We start from the raw sequence: 19826 nt of genomic DNA on the forward strand, positions 1-19826 counted from the left end.
CTTGGCATCTGCCCCCCGACATCAATCCAAAAAAGCTCAATCAACCCACAAAACAAAACCCCGCCGAAATTCGACGGGGTTTGTCAGCAGTCTGAAGGGTGCGGCTTGCCGCACCCTTTTTGCTTTCGGGCTGAGCTTTCCCCGAATTGCTACCTGAAACGCATTGCCTCAATGAGCTGCCTGTGCGCTGTCCCGTGGCTTCCTCTTTATGACGGCTGAAGCGGTTGCAGTCAGCATCACCGATGCCGCGAAGAACCACAGACCAGGTTTGGTGAAGGCCGTGGCGAGGCCTGATGTCTTGGCGGCGAAGACCACCAGCGCGACGAGGATGACGTCGAGCATCGACCAGTTGGACAGGGCCCGAAACCAGCCGGGAATGCTGACGGCGCCGGCTGCCTGGCCATAGGCCGCATTGTGCAGCAGGCCGAGCTTCATCGCGGGAAAGACCACCGAAAACATGGCGACGACAATCGCCAGCAGCCAATCGCCACCACGCCACAATGCTGCGATCATGCCGATCAACGAAGGTTCATCGGCGAAGAAATACAGTCGATCGACATGAATCAGCGGCAACACGATGCCGAGCGCGAAGCAGATCGAAGCTGCAAACAGGATCAATGGCAAAAGCGTGCGCATCGGCAAGCTATAGCGAAAGTCCGGATGATGGAGAAGCCGGGCAGCATGTGCGCCGCCCGGCCCGTTGCTGCAGAATTTCGAGCGTGGCTCTCAGAGCGCCAGCACGACTTTGCCCTTGGGTCTGGTCGCCAGGAAGGCATGCGCGGCACCGGCCTGGTCGAGCGGGAAGCTCCTGGCGACATGGACCTTGAGTTTGCCGGTTTCCGTCAGTTTCGCCAGTTCCTTCAGGCCATCGCCATCCGGCCGGACCGAGATGCGTTCGACCCTGATGCCACGTGATGCAGCCTCTGCTGCGGCCTTGTCGCTGAGGCCGAGCAGCACGACGAGCGTGCCGCCGTCCTTCAGCGCTTTCAGCGACTTCTCAGGATGATCGCCGCCGAGCGCCTCAAAGACGAGATCGACCGGGCCGGCTTTGGCGACGAAATCGTCCGAGGTGTAGTCGATCACCTCGTCGGCACCGAGGGAGCGGACGAAATCGACCTTGCCGGGGCTCGCGGTGGCAATGACATAAGCGCCCCGCGCCTTGGCGATCTGTACGGCCAGGTGGCCGACGCCGCCGGCGGCCGCCTGGATCAGGACACGGTCGTTGGTCTTGAGCTTGCCTGCTGTCACCAGGCCTTGCCAGGCCGTCAGGCCGGCGAGGGGGAGGGCGGCTGCCGTGACATGGTCGAGCGCCTCGGGCTTGTGCACGATCTCGCTTGCCGGTGCTGCCGCCAGTTCGGCATAGGTGCCGGCCTGTGCCGGGAAGCGCGGCATGCCGAAGACCTCGTCGCCTGCTGCAAAGCCGTTGGCGCCGGCGCCAACGGCTTCGACAGTGCCTGACAGGTCCCAGCCGAGCACGAAGGGCGGCTCGCCAAGAAGGGGGTAGAACCCGCCGCGCACGGCGGCATCGACCGGATTGACGCCGGCAGCCTTGATGCGGATCAGCACTTCGCCGGGCCTGGGCTGTGGTGTCGGCTGTTCGGCGAGTTCGAGCACTTCAGGTCCGCCGACAGTGTTCTGGGTAATGGCACGCATGAGAATGTCCTCCTTGGGTGGATGCATGTGCCACTATCATTTGGATAGTATCACTCGCTTGTCTAGAATGTACCTCAATGATACATAGGTACCCCATGGATAGTGATTGCGCCCCCGACACGCCGTTCGGCTATGACGCCTTCCGACGCGAATGCATGTCGCACACCGTGCTCGAGATGCTGGCGAGTAAATGGGTCTATCTGGTCGTCGGTGCCTTGAAGCCGGGCCGGCGGCGCTATGGCGAGCTGCAGCGCAAGGTAGAGGGCATCACGCCCAAGATGCTGACGCAGACACTGCGTATTCTGGAGCGCGACGGGCTGGTGCGGCGCGAGATCTTCCCGGTCATACCGCCGCGCGTCGAGTACGAGCTGACCGATCTCGGCCGTAACCTCGCCGATCTGCTCAACCAGATCCGTGTCTGGGCGGAGCGCCATGCGCCCGAAATTCGTGATTCGCGTGCCCAATCATTGGCTGCCGAAGGAGAGCCGGCCGAACTCAGGACCTAGCGGGGGCCTTGGGCCGAGCGGATGGCTCGAGGCGCCAAACGGCTCGCTGCCGCGCGAGCAGCGGCAAAGTGCGGGAGAAATTGACTTTTTAGCCGATCATCGCGCTGCGACCGGTGCCGTCGACGTCGCGGGTGTTGCGATCGCGCGACTCCAGAGCCTCCGCCTTGGACAGCTCCGCTTCAGCTTCGGCGAGTAAGGATTCGGCAGCGGCGCGCTGTTGCGCCAGGTCATGCTGGGAGTTTTTCAGGTTGTCACGTCGTTGCCGCGCGGCCTTGGCGAAGGTCGGATAGGCGAAATGATTGAGATCGGTGATCCCCGCCTTCTTTTCCTCGGCGACGATCTGCAGTTCGAGCTCGCTGGCCATGCGGTCGAACTCGGCGATCATCGAATCAAGCTGCATCAGCTGGCGGCGCTTTTCGTTCACCTGAAACTGCTTGAGCCTGACCAGGTTCTCACGTGACTTCATGACCCGATACTCCCGAACACCGAAAAACGCACTTCTACTCGCCTACTTCGGCCCAAATGGACCGTGCCGCGCCGGAACCGGTTCTGAACTCCCGACTATGGAAAACAAACTTTTAAAGTTTTTGTCCGTCGGTAACCATTCGTTTACGGGCATCGTTAATCATACCCATCGAGACTTAAAGCCCGGTAAAGATTCTGGTTTTCGCCGTGAATGTGATCGGGTCGTGTCCGGAGTCGCTTAGGCAACCTTGTTAATGCAGCGCGTTAAGATGTTGACCGTGTGATTCATGATTGGATTCAAGAGGGTGTATGCGCCGGTTAAAATTTCTGATATGGTCTTCCATACGAAATTAGGTTTTGTTAACCATTCGATGGCAGCCTCCGATTCAGTAGCACTGGGCCGGTATGGATTAGACCGAGAAGACGTTCCGGCAGCAGAAAAGGGGATTTGAATGCGCGTTCTGCTGATAGAAGACGACAGTGCAACCGCACAGAGCATCGAACTGATGCTCAAATCGGAAAGCTTCAACGTCTACACGACCGATCTCGGCGAAGAAGGCGTCGATCTCGGCAAGCTTTATGACTACGACATCATCCTTCTCGACCTGAACCTGCCCGACATGTCGGGTTACGAGGTTCTGCGTACTTTGCGCCTGTCCAAGGTCAAGACGCCGATCCTGATCCTCTCCGGCATGGCCGGTATCGAGGACAAGGTGCGCGGCCTGGGCTTCGGCGCCGATGACTACATGACCAAGCCGTTCCACAAGGACGAGCTGGTGGCACGCATTCACGCCATCGTCCGCCGTTCGAAGGGTCACGCCCAGTCGGTCATCATCACCGGCGACCTGATCGTCAATCTCGACGCCAAGACGGTCGAAGTCGGTGGCCAGCGCGTGCACTTGACCGGCAAGGAATACCAGATGCTGGAGCTGCTCTCGCTGCGCAAGGGCACCACGCTGACCAAGGAAATGTTCCTCAATCACCTTTATGGTGGCATGGACGAGCCCGAACTGAAGATCATCGACGTCTTCATTTGCAAGCTACGCAAGAAGCTCGACGCTGCATCCGGTGGCCAGAACTTCATCGAAACTGTCTGGGGCCGCGGCTATGTGCTGCGTGAGCCGGAAGAACTTCGCGAAATTGCCTGATTTATTCTGGATACTTCAGTCAAAACCCGGCCTTCGTGCCGGGTTTTCTTTTTTCTGGGCACAGTTTCTCGCTAGGTGTCTGTCGTGCCAGGAGCGAAATCAGGCTGCGACGTCGAAGGCGCGAAAGCGATCGAGCAGTTGCGGCCTGGTGAACGGCTTCAGAAGATAGCCCTGCGCGCCGGCACGCTTGGCGCGCATGATGGCGCCGATGTCGACCTCAGTCAGGCAGATGGCGATCTGCGGCTTGACACGGCCTTCGATGGCGCGGACACGGCGGATGAAGTCTGTGGTGCTCATGTCCTCGAGCCCGCCGTCGACGACGATGATGTCGGGCATGTCGTAGGCGCACATATCCAGCCCCTCGGCGCCGGATGCCGCCTCGACGACGACCATCTCGGAGCTGTTGAGGATGCGTTTGGCGACTTTGCGGATGACGCTCGAATCATCGACGAACAGGCAACGCTTCATATCCCGGTCCTTTTTGCGGGAGCCGGACGCGTCAGTCGCGCCGGATGCAACGTGACCTTAGCTGGGCGGCGTAAAGAAGCCGAAAACCCGAATGGTAAAATTCTTGGAAACTTCGGCGCGTGCGGTCGCGCCCAAGCGCGCGCACGCTGTCACGAGACCGTTGCCACCAGGCGATGACGACAATGCTTCGACAATACTGAAACGTCGTGCCGATTACTCGGCAGTGAGCAGGATCTCTTCCGGCGTGGCGTGGATCGAGATCGTCATGCCGGCTTCGCGCGCCAGCAGCAGCGTGTAGTAGGGCTGCACCGAATGGGCGTCGATCGGCTCGTCAGGCTTGTGGCCGGAGTGCAGCTCGAGGAATTTTGGCGGCACACGCAACATCGGGCCGCTGGCCGACAGGATGAATTTCGGCGCCGTCTCGACGGCTTCCAGCGTCACGCTGAGCTTGCCGCCGCGCGGTATCGCCGCATGGGCGACGAGCAAAAGGTTGAGCAGCAGCTTGACCTTGTTCTTGGGCAGCAGTGCGCGCCCGCCACTCCAGGTCAGTTCCGGCTTCTCGTTCTTGAGGAAGGCGGTCGCAACCGATTCCGCGTCGCCGGTGTCGATCAGCATGCCGGCCGAGCCAGCAGCACCAAAGGCGATGCGGGCGAACTGCAGCCGCGCCGAGGCGTTGCGGGCGCTGGTACGGATGAGGCGCATCGCGTCCTCGTCGGCGCCGCCCTCGTCGAGCAGTTCGAGGCCATTGTTGATGGCGCCGACCGGCGAGATGATGTCGTGGCAGACGCGGCTGCACAGCAGCGCTGCGAGGTCAGGGGCGGAAAGCGTCAACAACTCGGCCATGAACGGCATCCCTCGGGCAAAAAATGACTTGAACCACGATCTGGCGGCCACGAAGCCCGACAGTACGAATCAGGGCTGGCCTTACAGTACTCTTGGTTACACAGCGCCGCCTCATGCGGCAAGAAACAGCCGATAACGCTTGCGCGAAATGGTGGCTTTTCTGCGCAACTCCGGGCTTTTTAACGCCCGGTCGTGCCTTCGATCCGCCATCTTCGTAGGTCAGTTTAATGGTTGAAAAAGGATTACGGCATAGTTTGCCGAAGTTGGACCAGCCAGCCGCCATCAAGAGTAGCAGCGGGTCCGGGGCGTCGAGAAAGTGTGCTCCCTGACGGAGATTTGGAAGCATGATTTCCCGATTCTATGGCCGGACTTTTGCCCGGCTTGTTGCCGCGATGTTCGTCCTTGTCGGCGTTCTGGCATTTTCGACATCTGCGTCTCGCGCGCAGCAATATACCTCGCAGGAGATCCTTGATTCCGGCCATCGCTTCTTTGGCTCGACGTCTGGCGGTCTCGCCAGCGTGGTCGAGAAGGTTTTCGCGTCCTATGGCCTGCCGAACGGCTACGTGCTTGGCGAAGAGGGATCGGGTGCCTTTGTCGGCGGCCTGACCTATGGCGAGGGCACGCTCTACACCAAGAATGCCGGCGACCATAAGGTGTTCTGGCAGGGGCCGTCGCTGGGCTGGGATTTCGGCGGGCAGGGCTCGCGCACGATGATCCTGGTCTACAACCTGGACGACGTGAACAACCTCTATGACCGTTATGGCGGCGTCGCGGGTTCGGCCTATGTCGTTGCCGGCGTTGGCTTCAACGTCCTCAAGCGCGGCAACATTTTGCTCGTGCCCGTGCGTACCGGTGTCGGCGCGCGACTGGGCGTCAATCTTGGCTACCTGAAGTTGACCCAGCAGCCGACCTGGAATCCGTTCTGATTGTGTGAAGAACGGGTCGATTGGGCGCCATTTTGTTGCGGCGGTGCTGGATTCCTGCCATGGGAACATGGCAAACTCGCGCGTATCCGTAACGGGTAAAGTGCCTTGGTCCAGTCGATCCTCTTTTTCGTTCTTGGCTTCCTGACCGCCGGCTTTGTGGTGCTGCTGATTGCGCCGTCGGTCTGGCGGCGTGCCGTTTCGGTCACCCGCCAGCGGGTCGAAGCCAAGCTTCCGATGACCCTCGATGAAATCCGCGCCGACAAGGACAGTCTGCGCGCCGAGCACGCCATGGCGCTGCGCAAAGTCGAGGTTCAGCTCAAATCGTCGCAGGAAAAGCTCCTGACGCAGGCCGTCGAGCTTAGCCGGAGCCGTGAGGCGCAAAAGGCCCACGTCACCGACCATGCCGACAAGGATCGCACCGTCGGCGAACTGGAAGCCGCGCGCGGCAGCCTGAGAGAGGACATCGCCAAGCGCGACGAACAGATCAAGGCTCTTGCCGCCCAGCTCGTCGAAGCCGAAAGCATGCTGGAGAAGCGGGCACAGGAGATCGAGGAGATTGGCAGGCTGTATGACGAGGCCAGCCTGTCCTCGAGCAACCGCCAGATCGAGCTGGTCAGCCGCGAAAGCGAGATTGGCAAGCTCTCCGACGACATGTCGGCGCTGCGCAGCCAGCGCAAGGACGCCGACAAGCGTGTCGTCGAACTCGAAGCCGACAACAAGGCCGTGCGCGAGGCGCTCCTGGCGGAAACCAAGCGCGCTGTCGAACTGGACAAGAGGTTGCAGCAGATGGTGTCTTCACTCAGTGACCGCGACGACAAGCTGGAGCGGCGCGAGGCGGAGCTCGGCCGGTTGCGCGAAACTGAACTCGCCCGCGTGCGCGAGCAGCTGAAGGGCCCGCAGACCGCGCCGGAAACGGCAGCGGTCAATGGCACGGCGCAGGCGATGGAGCGGGAGCGTCTGGAAGGGCGGCTGACCACGCTGACGCGCGAGAACAAGCGACTGAAGGGTGAGTTGTCGAAAGCCGGACGCACCAAGTCGTCGCCAAGCGAGGATTCGCAGCTGCGCGAGCAGATGCACGAACTGGCCGCCGAAGTCGTGGCGCTTACCGCTCGGCTTGAGGGCGCTGACTCGCCGATTGCCAAGGCGCTTGCCGAATCCGGTGAGGCCCGTACGCCCGTCGATGCGCCAGCCGTGATCAGCCTTGCCGATCGCGTCCGGGCGCTGCAGAAACCTGTCCCCGCCGAATAGGCCTATTCTGATGCTTCGGTGAAGTGATGCAGCGCGATCGCCGATGCGGCCGCGACATTCAGGCTGTCGAAACCAGGCGCCATCCGGATCTTTGCCGTCGTCAGTCTTCTCAGCAGCGGCTCGGGCAAACCTTCGCCTTCGGTGCCGAGGTACAGCGCCAGCCGGGCGGGGCGCCTGATGTCCCTGATGTCGGCCTCGCCCGCGGGCGACAGCGCCAGCTGTTCGAAGCTGTGGCGGGTAAGTGCGTCGGCAAGCTCGCCGGCCGTGCCGCCTATGGCGAACGGCACCTTGAGCGCTGCACCGACTGAGACCCTGATTGCCTTGCGGTAGAGCGGGTCGCAGCAGGTCTGGTCGAGCAGCACCGCGTCGGCACCAAAGGCTGCCGCGTTGCGGAAGATCGAGCCGATATTGTCGTGGTTGGAGATCCCCACCGGCACCGCCACCAGCGCGCGTTCGGGCAGGGCGGCAAGCACGTCGTCGACTGAAGCCGTCGCTCCCTTGCGGCCGATGGCCAGGATGCCGCGATGCATGTGGAAGCCTGCAATGGCGTCCATGACGGCGCCCGAGGCGACGTAGACCGGCATGGCTTCGGGAGCAAGGGCGAGGGTCTGGCTCATACCGGCAAGGCGGTTTTCGAGCACCAGCACCGAATCCGCGTCGAAGCGCCGCGCTGCAAACAGCACGTTGAGAACGACCTTGCCCTCGGCGATGAAGCGCCCTTCGCGACCGACCAGATCGCGCTCGCGGATGTCGAGATAGGGGGCCACGCGCGGGTCGGCCGGGTCGTCGATGCGGATGATGTTCATGGTAGCTTCATAGCGGAGGGCAGTCCGCTATGGGAGCCTGGAAAGGCTTTGTCAGCTGAAGATCAGGCGTCCTCGAAGATGCCTTCCAGCGTGCCGAGCAGCTTGCGCACGGCTTCGGACTTGCAGGTGTAGTAGATCATCTGCCGGTCGCGACGTGTCTCGACCAGTTCCTCGTTGCGCAAGCGGGCCAGGTGCTGCGACAGCGCCGATTGGCTCAATGACACCTTTTCGGCAATCGCGCCGACCGACATTTCCGTGTCGAGCAGATGGCTCATGATCATCAGCCGCTTTTCATTGCCCATAAGTGTGAGCAAGGAAGCAGCAGCTTCCGCATTGGCCGTCAGTTTTTTCGGTTTCATGGGTACCCCGTGTATCAGTCATGCTTTCCGGCGTCATGGGGGCAACAACGACGGATTACCAAACCAGATGATCAATGGAATCAGCGATCAATCTGGCTAAAATAGGACAAATCAGCTTTCGCTGAAAAAATCAAGACTTCGCTGCGCGACCTTCTTTTGCCATTTCCACAAGGCTTCGCCTGAGATCGGCGGCCTCGGCAAGTAACGCAGGGAAAAGCACGCGTGCGGTCTCGTCGCCGGCGGCCAGATCCATGCCTTCAGGATCGAAGCCGCTGAGCACCCAGCCCTTGTCGTCGAGCCGGCCATAATGGGTGGCATAGATCGTGGTCGCTTCGGTGTGATCCGAATTCATGTGGTCGAGAGCCGACTGTTCGGCTGCCGCGATCGCGTCCACCGCGGGGCCGGCGAGCAGCAGGTCGTCGCGGCTCAACAGATAGGCCTTGCCGAACCCGCCATTGAGGTTGGCGCGCTCGAGTTCCAGCCGAAAGACGGTAAAGTCGGTGAGGCCTATGTAGAGCTTGGCCTTGGGATTGCGGTTGACGTAGCGACGTTCGGCGCGGGCGTACTCCGGCGTGCCGCGTTCCAGCTTGCGCGCCCGGCAGAACAGCGTGATGCGCGGATGGGCGAGGGGATCACCCTTGCCGACCTCTCCGAGCAAAAGCGAACAGACGGGATTGGCGACGATGCCCTTGGTGTGAGCGGATAAGCCTGATATCAGGATCAGCGGCGTGCCGTCGACGTCGGTTGCGGTGCCGACCCGGCTGGCGAGTGGCGAGCCGGTTTCCGGCTCGATGACGGCAAGCGCACCATGGCGGGCCTTGCGCATCAGCGAACGCGCGAGCGCTGTCGCTTCCGCGGTGGTCTCCAGAAACACGTCCTTCTTGCGCTCTTCCACTGCTTCACCATAAAATATGACTAATTTAATCTACTTATCCAAGGTGGGCAGGCTTTGGCAAGGGGGTCGTTTCGCCACAAGCAAAACAGCCCCGGAAGCTTGCGCTGCCGGGGCTGCAGGATAGCCGATCCTGGGACGGCTGGCGCCTATTTCGGCGCCATGCGAATGGCACCGTCGAGGCGAATGGTCTCGCCATTGATCATTTGGTTCTCGACGATGTGCAATGCCAGCGCACCATATTCCGACGGTTCGCCCAGACGTGGCGGGAACGGAACGGCGGCACCCAACGAGTCTTGCACCTCCTGCGGCATCGCCGCCATCATCGGCGTCTTGAAGATGCCGGGCGCGATGGTGGCGACACGGATGCCCGAACGCGAGAGATCGCGGGCGATCGGCAGCGTCATGCCGACGACGCCGCCCTTGGAGGCGGAGTAGGCGGCCTGGCCGATCTGGCCGTCATAGGCGGCGACCGAGGCGGTGTTGATGATGACGCCGCGCTCGCCGCCGGCCAGCGGTTCGAGCTTGGAGGCTGCGTCGGCAAACAGCCGGATCATGTTGAAGGAACCGATCAGGTTGACCTCGATCACCTGGCGGAAGACGCTGAGCGGATGCGGACCGTCCTTGCCGACAGTCTTCACGCCGACGGCGATGCCGGCGCAGTTGACCAGGATACGGGCCGTGCCGAGCTTGGCTTCCACTTCGGCAAATGCCGTGACAGCGCTTTCTTCATTGCTGACATCGCAGCGCACGGCGACACCGCCGATGTCGGCGGCGACCTTCTCGGCGCGTTCGAGGCTGAGATCGAAGATCGCGACCTTGGCGCCCTTGGCAGCGAGTGCGCGCGCGGTGGCTTCGCCAAGGCCGGAGCCGGCGCCGGTGACCACTGCAATCTGCCCGTTTGGATTCATGTCAGCCTGTCCTCTTCTGCTGTTACTGAATTAGCAAGTTGGGCGGCACGGGCAAGTCATCGGCGGCTAGGCCGGCTCGGTCGTGCGTTGCGGTGTCTTGGCCAGGTTGGCGTGGCAGACCTCGCCCGTCAATTCGGCAACCGCGCCCGGCACGATCTCATGCGCCAAGAGGCGGTTAAGGTCGACCGGCCGCGGCATCTCGATCTGACCGCGCGGAATGCGCACGAAACCGAGCGGGCCGTAATAAGGCTCGTCGCCTACGAGTATGACGGCGGGTTCGTTGGATTTTTCCGCTGCTGCGAGCGCCATGGCGACCAGCTTGCGGCCGATGCCCATGTTCTTGAAGTCGGGGCGCACGGCAAGCGGGCCCAACATCTGTGCCCGGCCGGCGCCGGCGGCGATTGGCGTCATCCTGACCGAGGCGATGACCTGGCCACCATGCATGGCGACGAAGGACAGCGAGCGGTCGTGCGGACCGCCTTCGCGGATCTTGTAGGCCGCGCGTGTGAACCGACCCGGGCCAAAGGCCTCGGCGTTGATTTCATCGATTTCGAGATCGTGCGCCGGAGCTTCCGGCATGTAGGTGACGTCGGCGAGGGTCATGTTTTTTGCAATCCGGTACCGTGGGATGAGGTGCCGCGGGGCATGCCGCAGCAGTCGCAAGTCAGCGCTTCAAGCGCGTGCGCTCATTCGTCGTCGGTCGACCCGGATATTTGCAAAGCAATGTGACATCGAAATGCCCGCTACCATCATTTTCGGCGCCCGTCCATCGTGCATTTGGCCGATGTGCGTCCTGCGTTGACAATCCGTTCAGCGAGTTGCGCTTCGGCTTCGGTCGCCGGGCACCTACATCGTGGCAAACGAAAGGATTTCACGATGGGATTGCTGGTTGAAGGCAAATGGCAGGATCGCTGGTACGACACCAAGTCGACAGGCGGCAAATTCGTTCGCTCGCATTCGCAATGGCGCGATTTCGTCACCGTCGACGGCATGCCGGCGGCAGGCCGGACACGTGGCTTCAAGGCCGAACCGGGGCGCTACCACCTCTATGTTTCGCTCGCCTGTCCCTGGGCGCACCGGACGCTGATTTTCCGCGCGCTGAAGAAGCTAGAAGACATCATCTCGGTGTCGGTCGTCCATCACTACATGGGCGAGAATGGCTGGACGTTCCGCAGTGATGACGGTGCCACTGGCGACACCCTCTACGGCCTCGACTACCTGCACCAGATCTACACCATGGCCGATCCGACCTATTCGGGCCGCGTCACAGTGCCGGTGCTGTGGGATAAGAAGGAAAAGACGATCGTTTCCAACGAGTCGTCCGAGATCATCCGGATGCTGAACCAGGCTTTCGACGCATGGGGCGACGCCGCGGTTAACTTTTACCCCGAGCCGCTGCGCGGCGAGATCGATGCGGTCAACGAGCTTGTCTATCCCTCGATCAACAACGGCGTCTACCGCGCCGGTTTCGCCACCAGCCAGACCGCCTATGAGGAGGCATTCAACGAACTGTTCGCCGCGCTCGACACGCTGGAAGACCGCCTCTCACGCCAGCGCTATCTCGTCGGCAACACCCTGACCGAGGCCGACTGGCGGCTGTTCACGACGCTGGTGCGCTTCGACCCGGTCTATGTCGGACACTTCAAGACCAATCTGCGCCGGATCGCCGACTACCCGAACCTGTCGAACTACCTGCGCGACCTCTACCAGGTGCAAGGCGTCGCCGAGACGGTGAACATGCTGCACATCAAGGCGCATTATTACGGCAGCCACACCGGCATCAACCCGACCGGTATCATCCCGCTTGGGCCGGAGATCGACCTCGACGCGCCGCACAACCGGGGGAAGTTGCTGAAGGCGGCTTGAGCTGCCTGCGCCGAGTGCCAAGCCCTCATGGTGCGCCTGTCGAACCATGAGGGCGTGGAGCGCGTCAGGGTAGTCGGGGTCGAATGCTCAGGTGCAGACCTTTCGATTCATGCTCGGATGCCAACACCATCGGCCGCTTGTCGTCTGGAGAGCGGAAGTTGGCCGGAACTCGACGCAACTGCCGGGAAGGCGACCAATCGGGTGGAGGTTTCATGGTTGGCAACGACCAGAATTCGCATTGCCGTCTCTCCACCCAGTGCTTGCGCGAAGAACAGCATCCCTCTCTCACCAATAGGGCGATGCTTCCTTGCCCTCGAACACCTCGGCAATCCGCCGCCGCGTCGCCGGCGTCGTGCCCTCCGGCAACGCGTCGAGCGGGAAAAATCCTGCCTCGGCGATCTCGTGGTCGGGTTGCTTCGGCCTGTCCTGCCGGAAGGCCTCGATCAGGTAGAAACCGACATGATCCCGCTTTGTCGCCTGCTTGTTGAGGTGGATCGACCGGAGGATGGGCGGCGCGGTGAGGACGATGTTGCCTTCCTCCTCCAGTTCACGCGCCAGCGACTCGACAAAGGTCTCGCCGATCTCGATGCCGCCACCCGGCAGCTGCCAGCCGGGCACGTAGGTATGGCGGATCAGGAAGACCGAGTTGGTGGCGGTGTCGTGGACGAGGCCGCGCACGCCGAGCGTCATCGGCCGCCGCAGCAGGAAATAGAAGTGGAACAGCCTTCCGCGCAGCCGCGTCCATGAACCCTGGCGAGGGGAAGTGGCGACATTGCTCATCAGGCATGCCGCCATGGGTGGAAAGCTTGGAACGCGTGACCTAAAAGGAAACGATGTTCAGGCTTGCGCATATTTCCGACGTCCATCTTGGTCCGCTTCCGGATGTAACCTATCGCGACCTCGCCTCCAAGCGCATGGTCGGCTACGTCAATTGGCAGCGGAACCGCCGCCGGCATCACCATGACGGCATTGTCGATGCCATCGTCGCCGACCTCAAGGTGCAGGCGCCCAACCACCTCGCGGTGACAGGCGATCTGGTCAATCTGGCGCTCGATGGCGAAATCGCGCTGGCGCGGCTGTGGCTCGAAACGCTGGGCGAACCAGCCGATGTCTCGGTCGTGCCGGGCAATCATGATGCCTATGTGCCCGGGGCCTTCGACAAGGCCTGCCATGCCTGGGCGCCGTGGATGCATGGCGACGGCGTGCATGGCGCGATCAGTTCGACGAGCTTTCCTTATCTGCGCGTGCGGCAGGGTGTTGCGCTGATTGGCGTGTCGACGGCGCGCGCGACGGCTCCCTTCATGGCCAGCGGCTTCTTTCGCGAAGGGCAGGCAGAGCGGCTGGGCAGGGTCCTCGACGAAACAGGCAGGCGCGGCCTTTTCCGGGCGATCATGATCCACCATCCGCCCGTTCGCGGCGCTGTGGGCCAGCACAAGCGCCTGTTCGGCATCGGCAAGTTCCAAAAGCTGGTCAGACGACATGGCGCCGAGCTGGTGCTTCATGGCCATTCGCATCTGCCGACGCTGCACTGGATCGACGGGCGCGACGGGGCCGTGCCTGTTGTCGGCGTTGCCGCGGCAGGCCAAGCGCCGGGAGGACACAAGCCGGCGGCGCAGTTCAACCTGCTCGACATCTCCGGCCAGTCCGGGGACTGGAATGTCAGGCTTACCCGTCGTGGTCTGTCCGGACCGGCTATGCCATCGGCCGAGATCGGAACCTTTGATCTGAGCGCAGCGGTTCCGCGCTCGGCTGCATTGGTCAGGGAATGATGCCGGTGGCAGCGAGGCGCAGCCAGTAAAGCACCGCCATGACGGCGATGCCGATGGCAGCACCGGCAACAAGCAGGCCAAAACCCGCCATGATGCCCGGCAGGGCTGGCCTCTGCCGCAGCGGTGGCTCGGCATCAGCCACTGGCCCCCTGGCGAAGCCTGCAAGCGCCGGTTCCGCACCACCCTCCATCATCTGCTGGCGCTCGACGATTCGTTCGGCGATATAGCGCGTCACCTGGTCGGCGATGCGCTTGGCGTCGGTGGATTCGGCCAATACGACACGGCCGACACGGGTGTCGCGGACGAAGCGGAAGGTGCGGCGGTCGCGGCCGAGGCCGACATGGCTCACTGCGTCGATCCACAGCCTGGGCTGCAGCCCCGAAGAGATAACGAAATCGAAGTTGTCGATGTCTTTGGGCACGTCGGCGAAAACCGGCTCAAGCTCGGCGGCAAGCAGCTCAAGCCGCATGCGGTGGGCATCGCGCAGGTCGACGACCACGTCGCTGCGGTCGGCATTGGCGTTCTTGACGTCGCGGATGGCGTCCGCCAGCGGGTGCGCCTGCTTCAGTGCGGTCGCCCTGTCGTCGCTCATCGCCTGTTGCCCCGGATCATGTTTAAGCAACCGTTAACATAGCTACGATCGCGGCGGAATTGTAACTTGCGTGAACTCATTTTCGCTGGCCGCCGAGGAGCTGAAAACGGTTGCCCTGCAGGTGCTTAGAAGCGGCAACGCATCACCTGGCAGATCAGCTGTCGCAGGCGGGAACGTCTGGCCGACGACGCTGGCGTCGGCGGACCATGCGGCTGACGATGTCGGCTACGAGCGCCGGCGTCTCCTCCGGCAGCATGTGACCAATTTCCAGCACATGGTGGATGAGGAAGCCCGAAGGCAGCGCGTCGGCATGGCTGTAGGGCAGCACGGCATCGTCCGTGCCCCATACCACCATCACCGGCATCGCCAACGTTGCCAGGTTTTCGCGTGGGATCACGCCTTGTTTGTCTTCGGCGGTCATCGCCGCGGCAAAGGCGATGAGCTTTTCCGTCTGGCCGGGTCGGTTGCGCATCTCGGCAAGATCGCGGACCGTAGTTTCCGGAACGGTGCTGTCGGGGCTCGACATTTCGGCGAGGCAGGCGCGGATTTCTTCGGCGCAGGCGGCAGCCGCATAGCGCCTAAGCAGCGGGCCGTTGATCTCAGGGCCGTAGCCGCCCGGTGCAAGCAATGTCAGCGAGGCGACCCGTTCGGGATCGAACAGTGCTGCCAGCGTCGCCACTGCACCGCCCATCGAATGGCCGACGAAATGGGCGCGGTCTATGCCACGCGCCGCCAGATCGGCCAGAACGGCAGTTGCCGCCACCTTGGCCGAGCCGGCCTTGGGATAGTCGAGCGACAGCCCGTGTCCCGGCAGGTCATAGGCGATTGTGATGCATGCGCCATCTAGGTGGGCAACGACGTCGTCCCAGACACCGCCAATTCCGCCGAAACCGTGCAGCAGGACGACTACATTCTTGCCGCTTCCCCGAACGGCGGCATGGATGGGGTAATTCATTTTTGCTCAAAAGGTCGGATAGAAATTCACGAAAAGTTGTAGACTGAAAGTAGCAGGTTGTAAAACAACGTATGAGCGCCGAACGCGCAAATTTAGTTATGCAAGAAATGAGCAGAAAACGCCAGTGAGGCTCAGGTCTGGTGGCCGAGCCCGGCGGCGCGTAGCGCCTTGGTCAATGCCTTTGTCAATTCCGCCGGGTATTTGCCCTTGGTGAAGGTGGCTGCCGGGTCGTTCGCGAAAACCGGGTAGCGCGTCGCAATCTCCTTTGACAGTTCGGACGCCTGCTTGGTGTCGCCGACGAAGTTGGCGGCGATCAGGCGCGCTGCCACGTAATGCGGTTTCTTGTTCGTCGCCAGCGCGCTTGCCGCGCGGGCCGCGGCGTAGCGGTTGCCGAGCATGAATTCGCCCAGAAACAGGCCGTAGTCCCACCAGCCCGGATGCGCGCTGGCGCTTTCGACGGCGCGCTTCATGATCGGCACGCCGTCGCTGTAGCTGCCGCCGAGAATGAGCGCATAGCCATAGGATGCCGCCATGGTCAGGTCGTAAGTGTTGAGCTCATAGGCCTTGCGCATCCACCTGATGGACTCGGTGCGATCGCCGGTCCGCGTCTGCAGATAGCCATAGGCGCGATGGGCGTAGGGGCTGGTCGAGCCCATCTGAACGGCGCTGTGGGCCAGCGCGTAGGCGCCCTCGGTCGTTGCATTGGGCGGGTAGGGATAATTGTCGGTGACCGCTTCCAACTGCAGCGAGGCCAACTCGGCGTAGACGACAGGCGACTTGGCGCTGCGCTTGGAGAGGTCGTCCATGCACTGATAGGCGGCGCGGTGCTTGGTGGCGTTCTGGTCCATGTAATAGGCACCGCTAAGCAGCAGGCAGGACGTCAGTCCGCGCTGCAGTCCGTTCTGCTCGATGAAACTGTAGATCATGCCGGAAGCCGGGATGGCCGAAGAGACGATGTCGGCGATGCGATCGTCGATGACATCAGGGCTGATCTCCTGCGGCGAGAGCACGCGCGACAAGAGGATGCGGCCGCTGGCCATGTGCTGCAGCTCGACCAGCACCGATCCGGCGCTTGGGCCGGTATCGACGGTGAAGTCGAAATCGGTGGCGTCGGCGCGCCTGACCGTATCGGACCGTTCGCGGGCTATCAGGTCGATGGTGTCGAAGCCGGACAGTGCCGTGCGCAGCACCGTTGCCACGCGCGCCGTCTGTCCGCCCTCGGAGCTCGAATGGATGTGCACGGCCGGCAGCTGGTCGACAGTGTCGTTGATGCTCGAAGTGGCACCGCGGAAGTTGTTCAGCCCGGCAACCTCGAAGCCGATCGGGCCGCCGATGTTGCGGAAGACAAGGATGCCGAGCATGACGATGACCAGCGCCATAGCCGCCCAGAAGTAGCGCAACTGCCGCTTGACGCTGGTGCCGGAGTAGGCCGGGCCGGCCTGAGCCTCCTCGGCATGATGCGGCTCGTTCTCGGCAAGGCCTGATTCGACCCGGGCCAGCACCGCAGTCGAACCGTTGTGCTGTGCTTCGGCGGGGCGAGGGGACGCTGGAGGAAACTCGGCGAGCGCCTCATAGGTCGGGACATAGCTGCCGCGCGGTATGCCGATGCGGATCGGATCGTTGCTGCCCTCAGCGGCATAATAATGTGCCAGAAGCTCGCGCAGGCGTCCTGCCTGAACACGGACGACGGCATCGGTCGCCGAATCGAACTCGGCGTCCTTGCCGAAGACGTCGACCGCGATGGCAAATCCCTTCAATCGCTCGGCTTCGCCGGCGAGCTCACGTTCGACAATATAGCGCAGCAGCTTGCGTGCCCGGTCGGACCGGCCAAAGGTCTCGCTGGCAACAAGCCGCTCAAGCGCTTCGCGCACTGCGGGGGCAGCAGGCGTGGAGGCAACCAAGTGTCGACCCTTTTCCAACCGGTACGAACGGCCTGATCATAGTCGGCTGGCGTCAGTGTACAAGCGCGCTCAGCAACGATGCACAAATGCCCCGCCCGTTATCCACGGGCGAGGCTTCTGCGGACTGCAGTTAGACTTATCTCGACACGATCCGGTTGGCTGCGGAAACCACAGCCTCAAGTGAAGCGGCGACGATATTCGTGTTGATGCCGGCGCCGAAGAGGCGTCCGGCCGGATGTTCGACTTCCATGTAGCAAATGGCGGAGGCGTTCGATCCGCGCTGGATCGAGTGCTCGGAATAGTCGAGCACCGACAGATCTATGCCGATGTGGCGGGAAAGCGCGTCGACGAAGCCGTCGATCGGGCCGTTGCCGGTGCCCTTGATGACGATTTCCTTGCCATTGTCGAGGATGGTCGCCTCGACGACCCGGCGGCCTTTCACCTCGGTGTCGGGGAAGGTCTGGTGATCGACGAACTTTATCCGGGCGCCCGGCTGGTCGACATAGCGCTCGAGGAACCGCTCGTGGATGCGCTTCGGCGACACTTCCTTGCCTTCGCTGTCAGTGATCTGCTGGATGTCCTGGCTGAATTCGACCTGCAGCGAGCGCGGCAGGTTGAGGCCGTAGTCGGCCTGCAGCACATAGGCTATGCCGCCCTTGCCGGACTGCGAGTTGATGCGAATGATCGCCTCGTAGCTGCGGCCGACGTCCTGAGGGTCGATCGGCAGGTAGGGCACTTCCCACAGTGGCTTGTTGGCGACCTTGATCGCCTTCATGCCCTTGTTGATGGCGTCCTGGTGCGAGCCGGAAAAGGCGGTGTAGACAAGTTCGCCGACATAAGGGTGGCGCTCCGGAATGACCATCTGGTTCGAATATTCGTAGACCTGCTTGATCCGCTCGATATCCGAGCAGTCGAGCATCGGGTCGACGCCTTGCGTGAACATGTTGAGCGCCAGTGTCACGACGTCGACGTTGCCGGTGCGCTCACCATTGCCGAACAGCGTGCCTTCGACACGGTCGGCGCCAGCCATCAGGCCGAGTTCGGTGGCGGCGATGCCGGTGCCACGGTCGTTGTGCGGGTGCAGCGAGATGATCAGGTTTTCGCGATTGTCGAGGTTGCGGCACATCCATTCGATCTGGTCGGCATAGATGTTGGGTGTCGCCATCTCGACGGTCGAGGGCAGGTTGATGATCAGCTTGTTGTCGGGCGTCGGCTTGACGATCTCGGCGACTGCATTGCAGATCTCCAGTGCGACTTCGAGCTCGGTGCCGGTGAAGCTTTCCGGCGAGTACTGGAAGCGATAGCCGCCGCCGGCCTTGGCGGCCATGTCGGTGATCATCTTGGCAGCGTCGGTGGCGATCTGCTTGATGCCCTGGACATCCTTGGCGAACACCACGCGGCGCTGCAACTCACTGGTCGAGTTGTAGAAATGCACAATCGGCTTGTGTGCACCTTCGAGCGCCTCGAAAGTGCGGGTGATCAGTTCCGGGCGGCATTGGACGAGAACCTGCAGCGACACGTCGTCGGCGACATTGCCTTCCTCGATGCACCAGCGGGCAAAATCGAAGTCGGTCTGCGACGCCGAGGGGAAGCCGATCTCGATTTCCTTGAAACCCATGTCGAGCAGCAGCTGGAACATGCGCGCCTTGCGGTCGTGGCCCATCGGATCGACGAGCGACTGGTTGCCGTCGCGCAGGTCGACCGAGCACCAGATCGGCGCCTTGTCGATGGTTCTGGACGGCCAGGTCCGGTCGGGCAGGTCGATCTTGTGGTAGGGCTGGTACTTAATGGCGGCGGACGGCATGCCAGCACTTCGGCCGGAAGCGGGAGTGGTCTTGCTCATTGTCGGTCTCGTTCTCTTGGCCGCCATGCACGACAACGCGCGCATGCTTCAGCGGTCTTAAATCAGAAATTCGGTTCTGTTGTGAAGAGCAAAGGAGCATATGCCTCGGCGGCAATTCGACCGCCGGACGCTCCCTTAACGAGCCCGGCGATCGCCGATAAGGCCGAGAAGAAGAAGAGCCGAGGAAAGGGCGCGCAGTGTCTCGCCCGCAAAAGCGGCCGGACGGGAGATTTCGTTGATCTTGCGCGACGACATGGCGCTCTCTTACAGGAGGCGCATGGACCGCGCAAGCCCGCCCGGCACGATGCGCGGTGCTGTATCCGGCCTTTCTGACGCAGCAGCTTCCGGATCAGGCCTTGTGCAGGCGCAGCGGGCTGACCTTCTCGCGCGTGATGATGCCCTTCGCCTCGAGATCGAGCTGCACCGCCTTGGTCCACCAGCCCGACTTGGCGCCGTCGGGATAGAGCTGCTCGGGCAGGCGGCCGCGCACGCATTCCTGCATTTCGGCGACGGTCATTCCAGGTGATTTCGCCGGCAGTACCTCAAGGATCGCCTGCTTCATCGCCTGGTACATGGCAGCATCTGCCGGCTTGGCCTGTCCGGGATGGTTGACGTTCTCGATGATGATTTTCGCTGGGGTATGAGATTCCATGTCTGCTCTCCTTCCTCGTCTGA

Annotated in this window: 23 protein-coding genes; 7 read left to right on the plus strand and 16 right to left on the minus strand. The window is 62.3% G+C overall.

Annotated elements, in window-relative coordinates; all coding sequences use genetic code 11:
* Window positions 1-168: 168 nt before the first annotated feature.
* A complete protein-coding gene (locus tag HNQ95_RS28695) occupies window positions 169-636 on the minus strand; it encodes a paraquat-inducible protein A (protein WP_067959150.1) in 468 nt (155 codons plus the stop codon).
* A 90-nt stretch (window positions 637-726) separates the two neighbouring features.
* Window positions 727-1653, minus strand: coding sequence for an NADP-dependent oxidoreductase (locus HNQ95_RS28700; protein WP_154386841.1), 927 nt, complete (start codon window positions 1651-1653; stop codon window positions 727-729).
* 95 nt (window positions 1654-1748) lie between these two features.
* On the opposite strand from HNQ95_RS28700, the gene HNQ95_RS28705 reads away from it, so the two are divergent.
* Window positions 1749-2159 carry a winged helix-turn-helix transcriptional regulator gene (locus tag HNQ95_RS28705; protein WP_067959153.1) on the plus strand — a complete coding sequence of 137 codons (411 nt, stop codon included), beginning with the start codon at window positions 1749-1751 and terminating at the stop codon, window positions 2157-2159.
* An 88-nt stretch (window positions 2160-2247) separates the two neighbouring features.
* Here the strand turns inward: HNQ95_RS28705 and HNQ95_RS28710 are convergent, their stop codons facing one another.
* The gene (locus tag HNQ95_RS28710; RefSeq protein WP_154386840.1) at window positions 2248-2625 is read right to left on the minus strand and encodes a flagellar export protein FliJ; all 378 of its coding nucleotides are present in this window, start codon (window positions 2623-2625) and stop codon (window positions 2248-2250) included.
* 286 nt (window positions 2626-2911) lie between these two features.
* Here HNQ95_RS28710 and HNQ95_RS33465 point away from each other — a divergent pair, with 286 nt between their 5' ends.
* Together HNQ95_RS33465 and ctrA are read left to right on the plus strand one after the other, a co-directional pair.
* A complete protein-coding gene (locus HNQ95_RS33465; protein ID WP_210289177.1) occupies window positions 2912-3076 on the plus strand; it encodes a hypothetical protein in 165 nt (54 codons plus the stop codon).
* Complete coding sequence (gene ctrA / locus HNQ95_RS28715) at window positions 3077-3772, plus strand: response regulator transcription factor CtrA (protein ID WP_067959158.1); 696 nt, start codon at window positions 3077-3079, stop codon at window positions 3770-3772.
* Window positions 3773-3871: 99 nt separating this feature from the next.
* On the opposite strand, the gene HNQ95_RS28720 is transcribed toward ctrA, so the two are convergent.
* Together HNQ95_RS28720 and chpT are read right to left on the minus strand one after the other, a co-directional pair.
* Window positions 3872-4240: a response regulator gene (locus tag HNQ95_RS28720; protein WP_067959161.1), complete on the minus strand. Its 369-nt coding sequence runs from the start codon at window positions 4238-4240 to the stop codon at window positions 3872-3874.
* 213 nt (window positions 4241-4453) lie between these two features.
* A complete protein-coding gene (gene chpT, locus HNQ95_RS28725; protein WP_067966240.1) occupies window positions 4454-5083 on the minus strand; it encodes a histidine phosphotransferase ChpT in 630 nt (209 codons plus the stop codon).
* A gap of 344 nt (window positions 5084-5427) precedes the next feature.
* On the opposite strand from chpT, the gene HNQ95_RS28730 reads away from it, so the two are divergent.
* Both HNQ95_RS28730 and HNQ95_RS28735 read left to right on the plus strand, forming a co-directional pair.
* The gene (locus tag HNQ95_RS28730; RefSeq protein ID WP_067959164.1) at window positions 5428-6009 is read left to right on the plus strand and encodes a DUF1134 domain-containing protein; all 582 of its coding nucleotides are present in this window, start codon (window positions 5428-5430) and stop codon (window positions 6007-6009) included.
* A 105-nt stretch (window positions 6010-6114) separates the two neighbouring features.
* A complete protein-coding gene (locus HNQ95_RS28735) occupies window positions 6115-7257 on the plus strand; it encodes a coiled-coil domain-containing protein (protein ID WP_182575830.1) in 1143 nt (380 codons plus the stop codon).
* A gap of 2 nt (window positions 7258-7259) precedes the next feature.
* Here HNQ95_RS28735 and HNQ95_RS28740 read toward each other — a convergent pair whose 3' ends face one another.
* The 5 genes from HNQ95_RS28740 to HNQ95_RS28760 form a co-directional block, all read right to left on the minus strand.
* Window positions 7260-8063: a TrmH family RNA methyltransferase gene (locus HNQ95_RS28740; RefSeq protein ID WP_182575829.1), complete on the minus strand. Its 804-nt coding sequence runs from the start codon at window positions 8061-8063 to the stop codon at window positions 7260-7262.
* Window positions 8064-8125: 62 nt separating this feature from the next.
* Window positions 8126-8422, minus strand: a complete 297-nt coding sequence (locus HNQ95_RS28745; protein WP_109575469.1) for an ArsR/SmtB family transcription factor — start codon at window positions 8420-8422, stop codon at window positions 8126-8128.
* Window positions 8423-8552: 130 nt separating this feature from the next.
* Window positions 8553-9317 (minus strand): HugZ family pyridoxamine 5'-phosphate oxidase, encoded by a 765-nt coding sequence (locus HNQ95_RS28750; RefSeq protein WP_182575828.1) that lies wholly within the window; start codon window positions 9315-9317, stop codon window positions 8553-8555.
* A 146-nt stretch (window positions 9318-9463) separates the two neighbouring features.
* On the minus strand, window positions 9464-10225 hold the full coding sequence (locus tag HNQ95_RS28755) for a 3-hydroxyacyl-CoA dehydrogenase (protein WP_067959179.1): 762 nt from the start codon (window positions 10223-10225) through the stop codon (window positions 9464-9466).
* Window positions 10226-10291: 66 nt separating this feature from the next.
* Complete coding sequence (locus HNQ95_RS28760; RefSeq protein WP_182575827.1) at window positions 10292-10828, minus strand: GNAT family N-acetyltransferase; 537 nt, start codon at window positions 10826-10828, stop codon at window positions 10292-10294.
* A 273-nt stretch (window positions 10829-11101) separates the two neighbouring features.
* Here HNQ95_RS28760 and HNQ95_RS28765 point away from each other — a divergent pair, with 273 nt between their 5' ends.
* The gene (locus HNQ95_RS28765; RefSeq protein ID WP_182575826.1) at window positions 11102-12091 is read left to right on the plus strand and encodes a glutathione S-transferase family protein; all 990 of its coding nucleotides are present in this window, start codon (window positions 11102-11104) and stop codon (window positions 12089-12091) included.
* Window positions 12092-12376: 285 nt separating this feature from the next.
* Here the strand turns inward: HNQ95_RS28765 and HNQ95_RS28770 are convergent, their stop codons facing one another.
* Entirely contained in the window at window positions 12377-12871 is a 495-nt protein-coding gene (locus HNQ95_RS28770) for an NUDIX domain-containing protein (protein WP_067966242.1), read from the minus strand.
* A gap of 53 nt (window positions 12872-12924) precedes the next feature.
* On the opposite strand from HNQ95_RS28770, the gene HNQ95_RS28775 reads away from it, so the two are divergent.
* Complete coding sequence (locus HNQ95_RS28775; RefSeq protein ID WP_154386837.1) at window positions 12925-13860, plus strand: metallophosphoesterase family protein; 936 nt, start codon at window positions 12925-12927, stop codon at window positions 13858-13860.
* Here the strand turns inward: HNQ95_RS28775 and HNQ95_RS28780 are convergent.
* From HNQ95_RS28780 to HNQ95_RS28800, 5 genes are all read right to left on the minus strand, one after another.
* Complete coding sequence (locus HNQ95_RS28780; protein WP_182575825.1) at window positions 13850-14452, minus strand: hypothetical protein; 603 nt, start codon at window positions 14450-14452, stop codon at window positions 13850-13852. The two genes, HNQ95_RS28775 and HNQ95_RS28780, sit on opposite strands and share 11 nt — an antisense overlap.
* A 154-nt stretch (window positions 14453-14606) precedes the next feature.
* Window positions 14607-15407: an alpha/beta fold hydrolase gene (locus HNQ95_RS28785; protein WP_182575824.1), complete on the minus strand. Its 801-nt coding sequence runs from the start codon at window positions 15405-15407 to the stop codon at window positions 14607-14609.
* Window positions 15408-15538: 131 nt separating this feature from the next.
* Window positions 15539-17278: a tetratricopeptide repeat protein gene (locus HNQ95_RS28790; protein WP_083948514.1), complete on the minus strand. Its 1740-nt coding sequence runs from the start codon at window positions 17276-17278 to the stop codon at window positions 15539-15541.
* Between the two features lie 166 nt (window positions 17279-17444).
* Complete coding sequence (gene leuA, locus HNQ95_RS28795; RefSeq protein ID WP_154386864.1) at window positions 17445-19112, minus strand: 2-isopropylmalate synthase; 1668 nt, start codon at window positions 19110-19112, stop codon at window positions 17445-17447.
* Window positions 19113-19500: 388 nt separating this feature from the next.
* On the minus strand, window positions 19501-19803 hold the full coding sequence (locus HNQ95_RS28800) for a DUF6958 family protein (RefSeq protein WP_067959199.1): 303 nt from the start codon (window positions 19801-19803) through the stop codon (window positions 19501-19503).
* Window positions 19804-19826: the final 23 nt, after the last annotated feature.

The sequence above is a fragment of the Aminobacter ciceronei genome (assembly GCF_014138625.1).
Classification (GTDB): domain Bacteria; phylum Pseudomonadota; class Alphaproteobacteria; order Rhizobiales; family Rhizobiaceae; genus Aminobacter; species Aminobacter ciceronei.

Bases quoted from the DNA above. Each gene is read 5' to 3' on its own strand.
- HNQ95_RS28705 (WP_067959153.1), top strand. From the start codon at position 1,749: ATGGATAGTGATTGCGCCCCCGACACGCCGTTCGGCTATGACGCCTTC.
- HNQ95_RS28770 (WP_067966242.1), bottom strand. From the start codon at position 12,871: ATGAGCAATGTCGCCACTTCCCCTCGCCAGGGTTCATGGACGCGGCTG.
- HNQ95_RS28730 (WP_067959164.1), top strand. From the start codon at position 5,428: ATGATTTCCCGATTCTATGGCCGGACTTTTGCCCGGCTTGTTGCCGCG.
- ctrA (WP_067959158.1), top strand. From the start codon at position 3,077: ATGCGCGTTCTGCTGATAGAAGACGACAGTGCAACCGCACAGAGCATC.
- HNQ95_RS28760 (WP_182575827.1), bottom strand. From the start codon at position 10,828: ATGACCCTCGCCGACGTCACCTACATGCCGGAAGCTCCGGCGCACGAT.
- HNQ95_RS28765 (WP_182575826.1), top strand. From the start codon at position 11,102: ATGGGATTGCTGGTTGAAGGCAAATGGCAGGATCGCTGGTACGACACC.
- chpT (WP_067966240.1), bottom strand. From the start codon at position 5,083: ATGGCCGAGTTGTTGACGCTTTCCGCCCCTGACCTCGCAGCGCTGCTG.
- HNQ95_RS28745 (WP_109575469.1), bottom strand. From the start codon at position 8,422: ATGAAACCGAAAAAACTGACGGCCAATGCGGAAGCTGCTGCTTCCTTG.
- HNQ95_RS28710 (WP_154386840.1), bottom strand. From the start codon at position 2,625: ATGAAGTCACGTGAGAACCTGGTCAGGCTCAAGCAGTTTCAGGTGAAC.
- HNQ95_RS28700 (WP_154386841.1), bottom strand. From the start codon at position 1,653: ATGCGTGCCATTACCCAGAACACTGTCGGCGGACCTGAAGTGCTCGAA.
- HNQ95_RS28780 (WP_182575825.1), bottom strand. From the start codon at position 14,452: ATGAGCGACGACAGGGCGACCGCACTGAAGCAGGCGCACCCGCTGGCG.
- HNQ95_RS28755 (WP_067959179.1), bottom strand. From the start codon at position 10,225: ATGAATCCAAACGGGCAGATTGCAGTGGTCACCGGCGCCGGCTCCGGC.
- HNQ95_RS28800 (WP_067959199.1), bottom strand. From the start codon at position 19,803: ATGGAATCTCATACCCCAGCGAAAATCATCATCGAGAACGTCAACCAT.
- HNQ95_RS28775 (WP_154386837.1), top strand. From the start codon at position 12,925: ATGTTCAGGCTTGCGCATATTTCCGACGTCCATCTTGGTCCGCTTCCG.
- HNQ95_RS28695 (WP_067959150.1), bottom strand. From the start codon at position 636: ATGCGCACGCTTTTGCCATTGATCCTGTTTGCAGCTTCGATCTGCTTC.
- HNQ95_RS33465 (WP_210289177.1), top strand. From the start codon at position 2,912: ATGATTGGATTCAAGAGGGTGTATGCGCCGGTTAAAATTTCTGATATG.
- HNQ95_RS28740 (WP_182575829.1), bottom strand. From the start codon at position 8,063: ATGAACATCATCCGCATCGACGACCCGGCCGACCCGCGCGTGGCCCCC.
- HNQ95_RS28785 (WP_182575824.1), bottom strand. From the start codon at position 15,407: ATGAATTACCCCATCCATGCCGCCGTTCGGGGAAGCGGCAAGAATGTA.
- leuA (WP_154386864.1), bottom strand. From the start codon at position 19,112: ATGCCGTCCGCCGCCATTAAGTACCAGCCCTACCACAAGATCGACCTG.
- HNQ95_RS28720 (WP_067959161.1), bottom strand. From the start codon at position 4,240: ATGAAGCGTTGCCTGTTCGTCGATGATTCGAGCGTCATCCGCAAAGTC.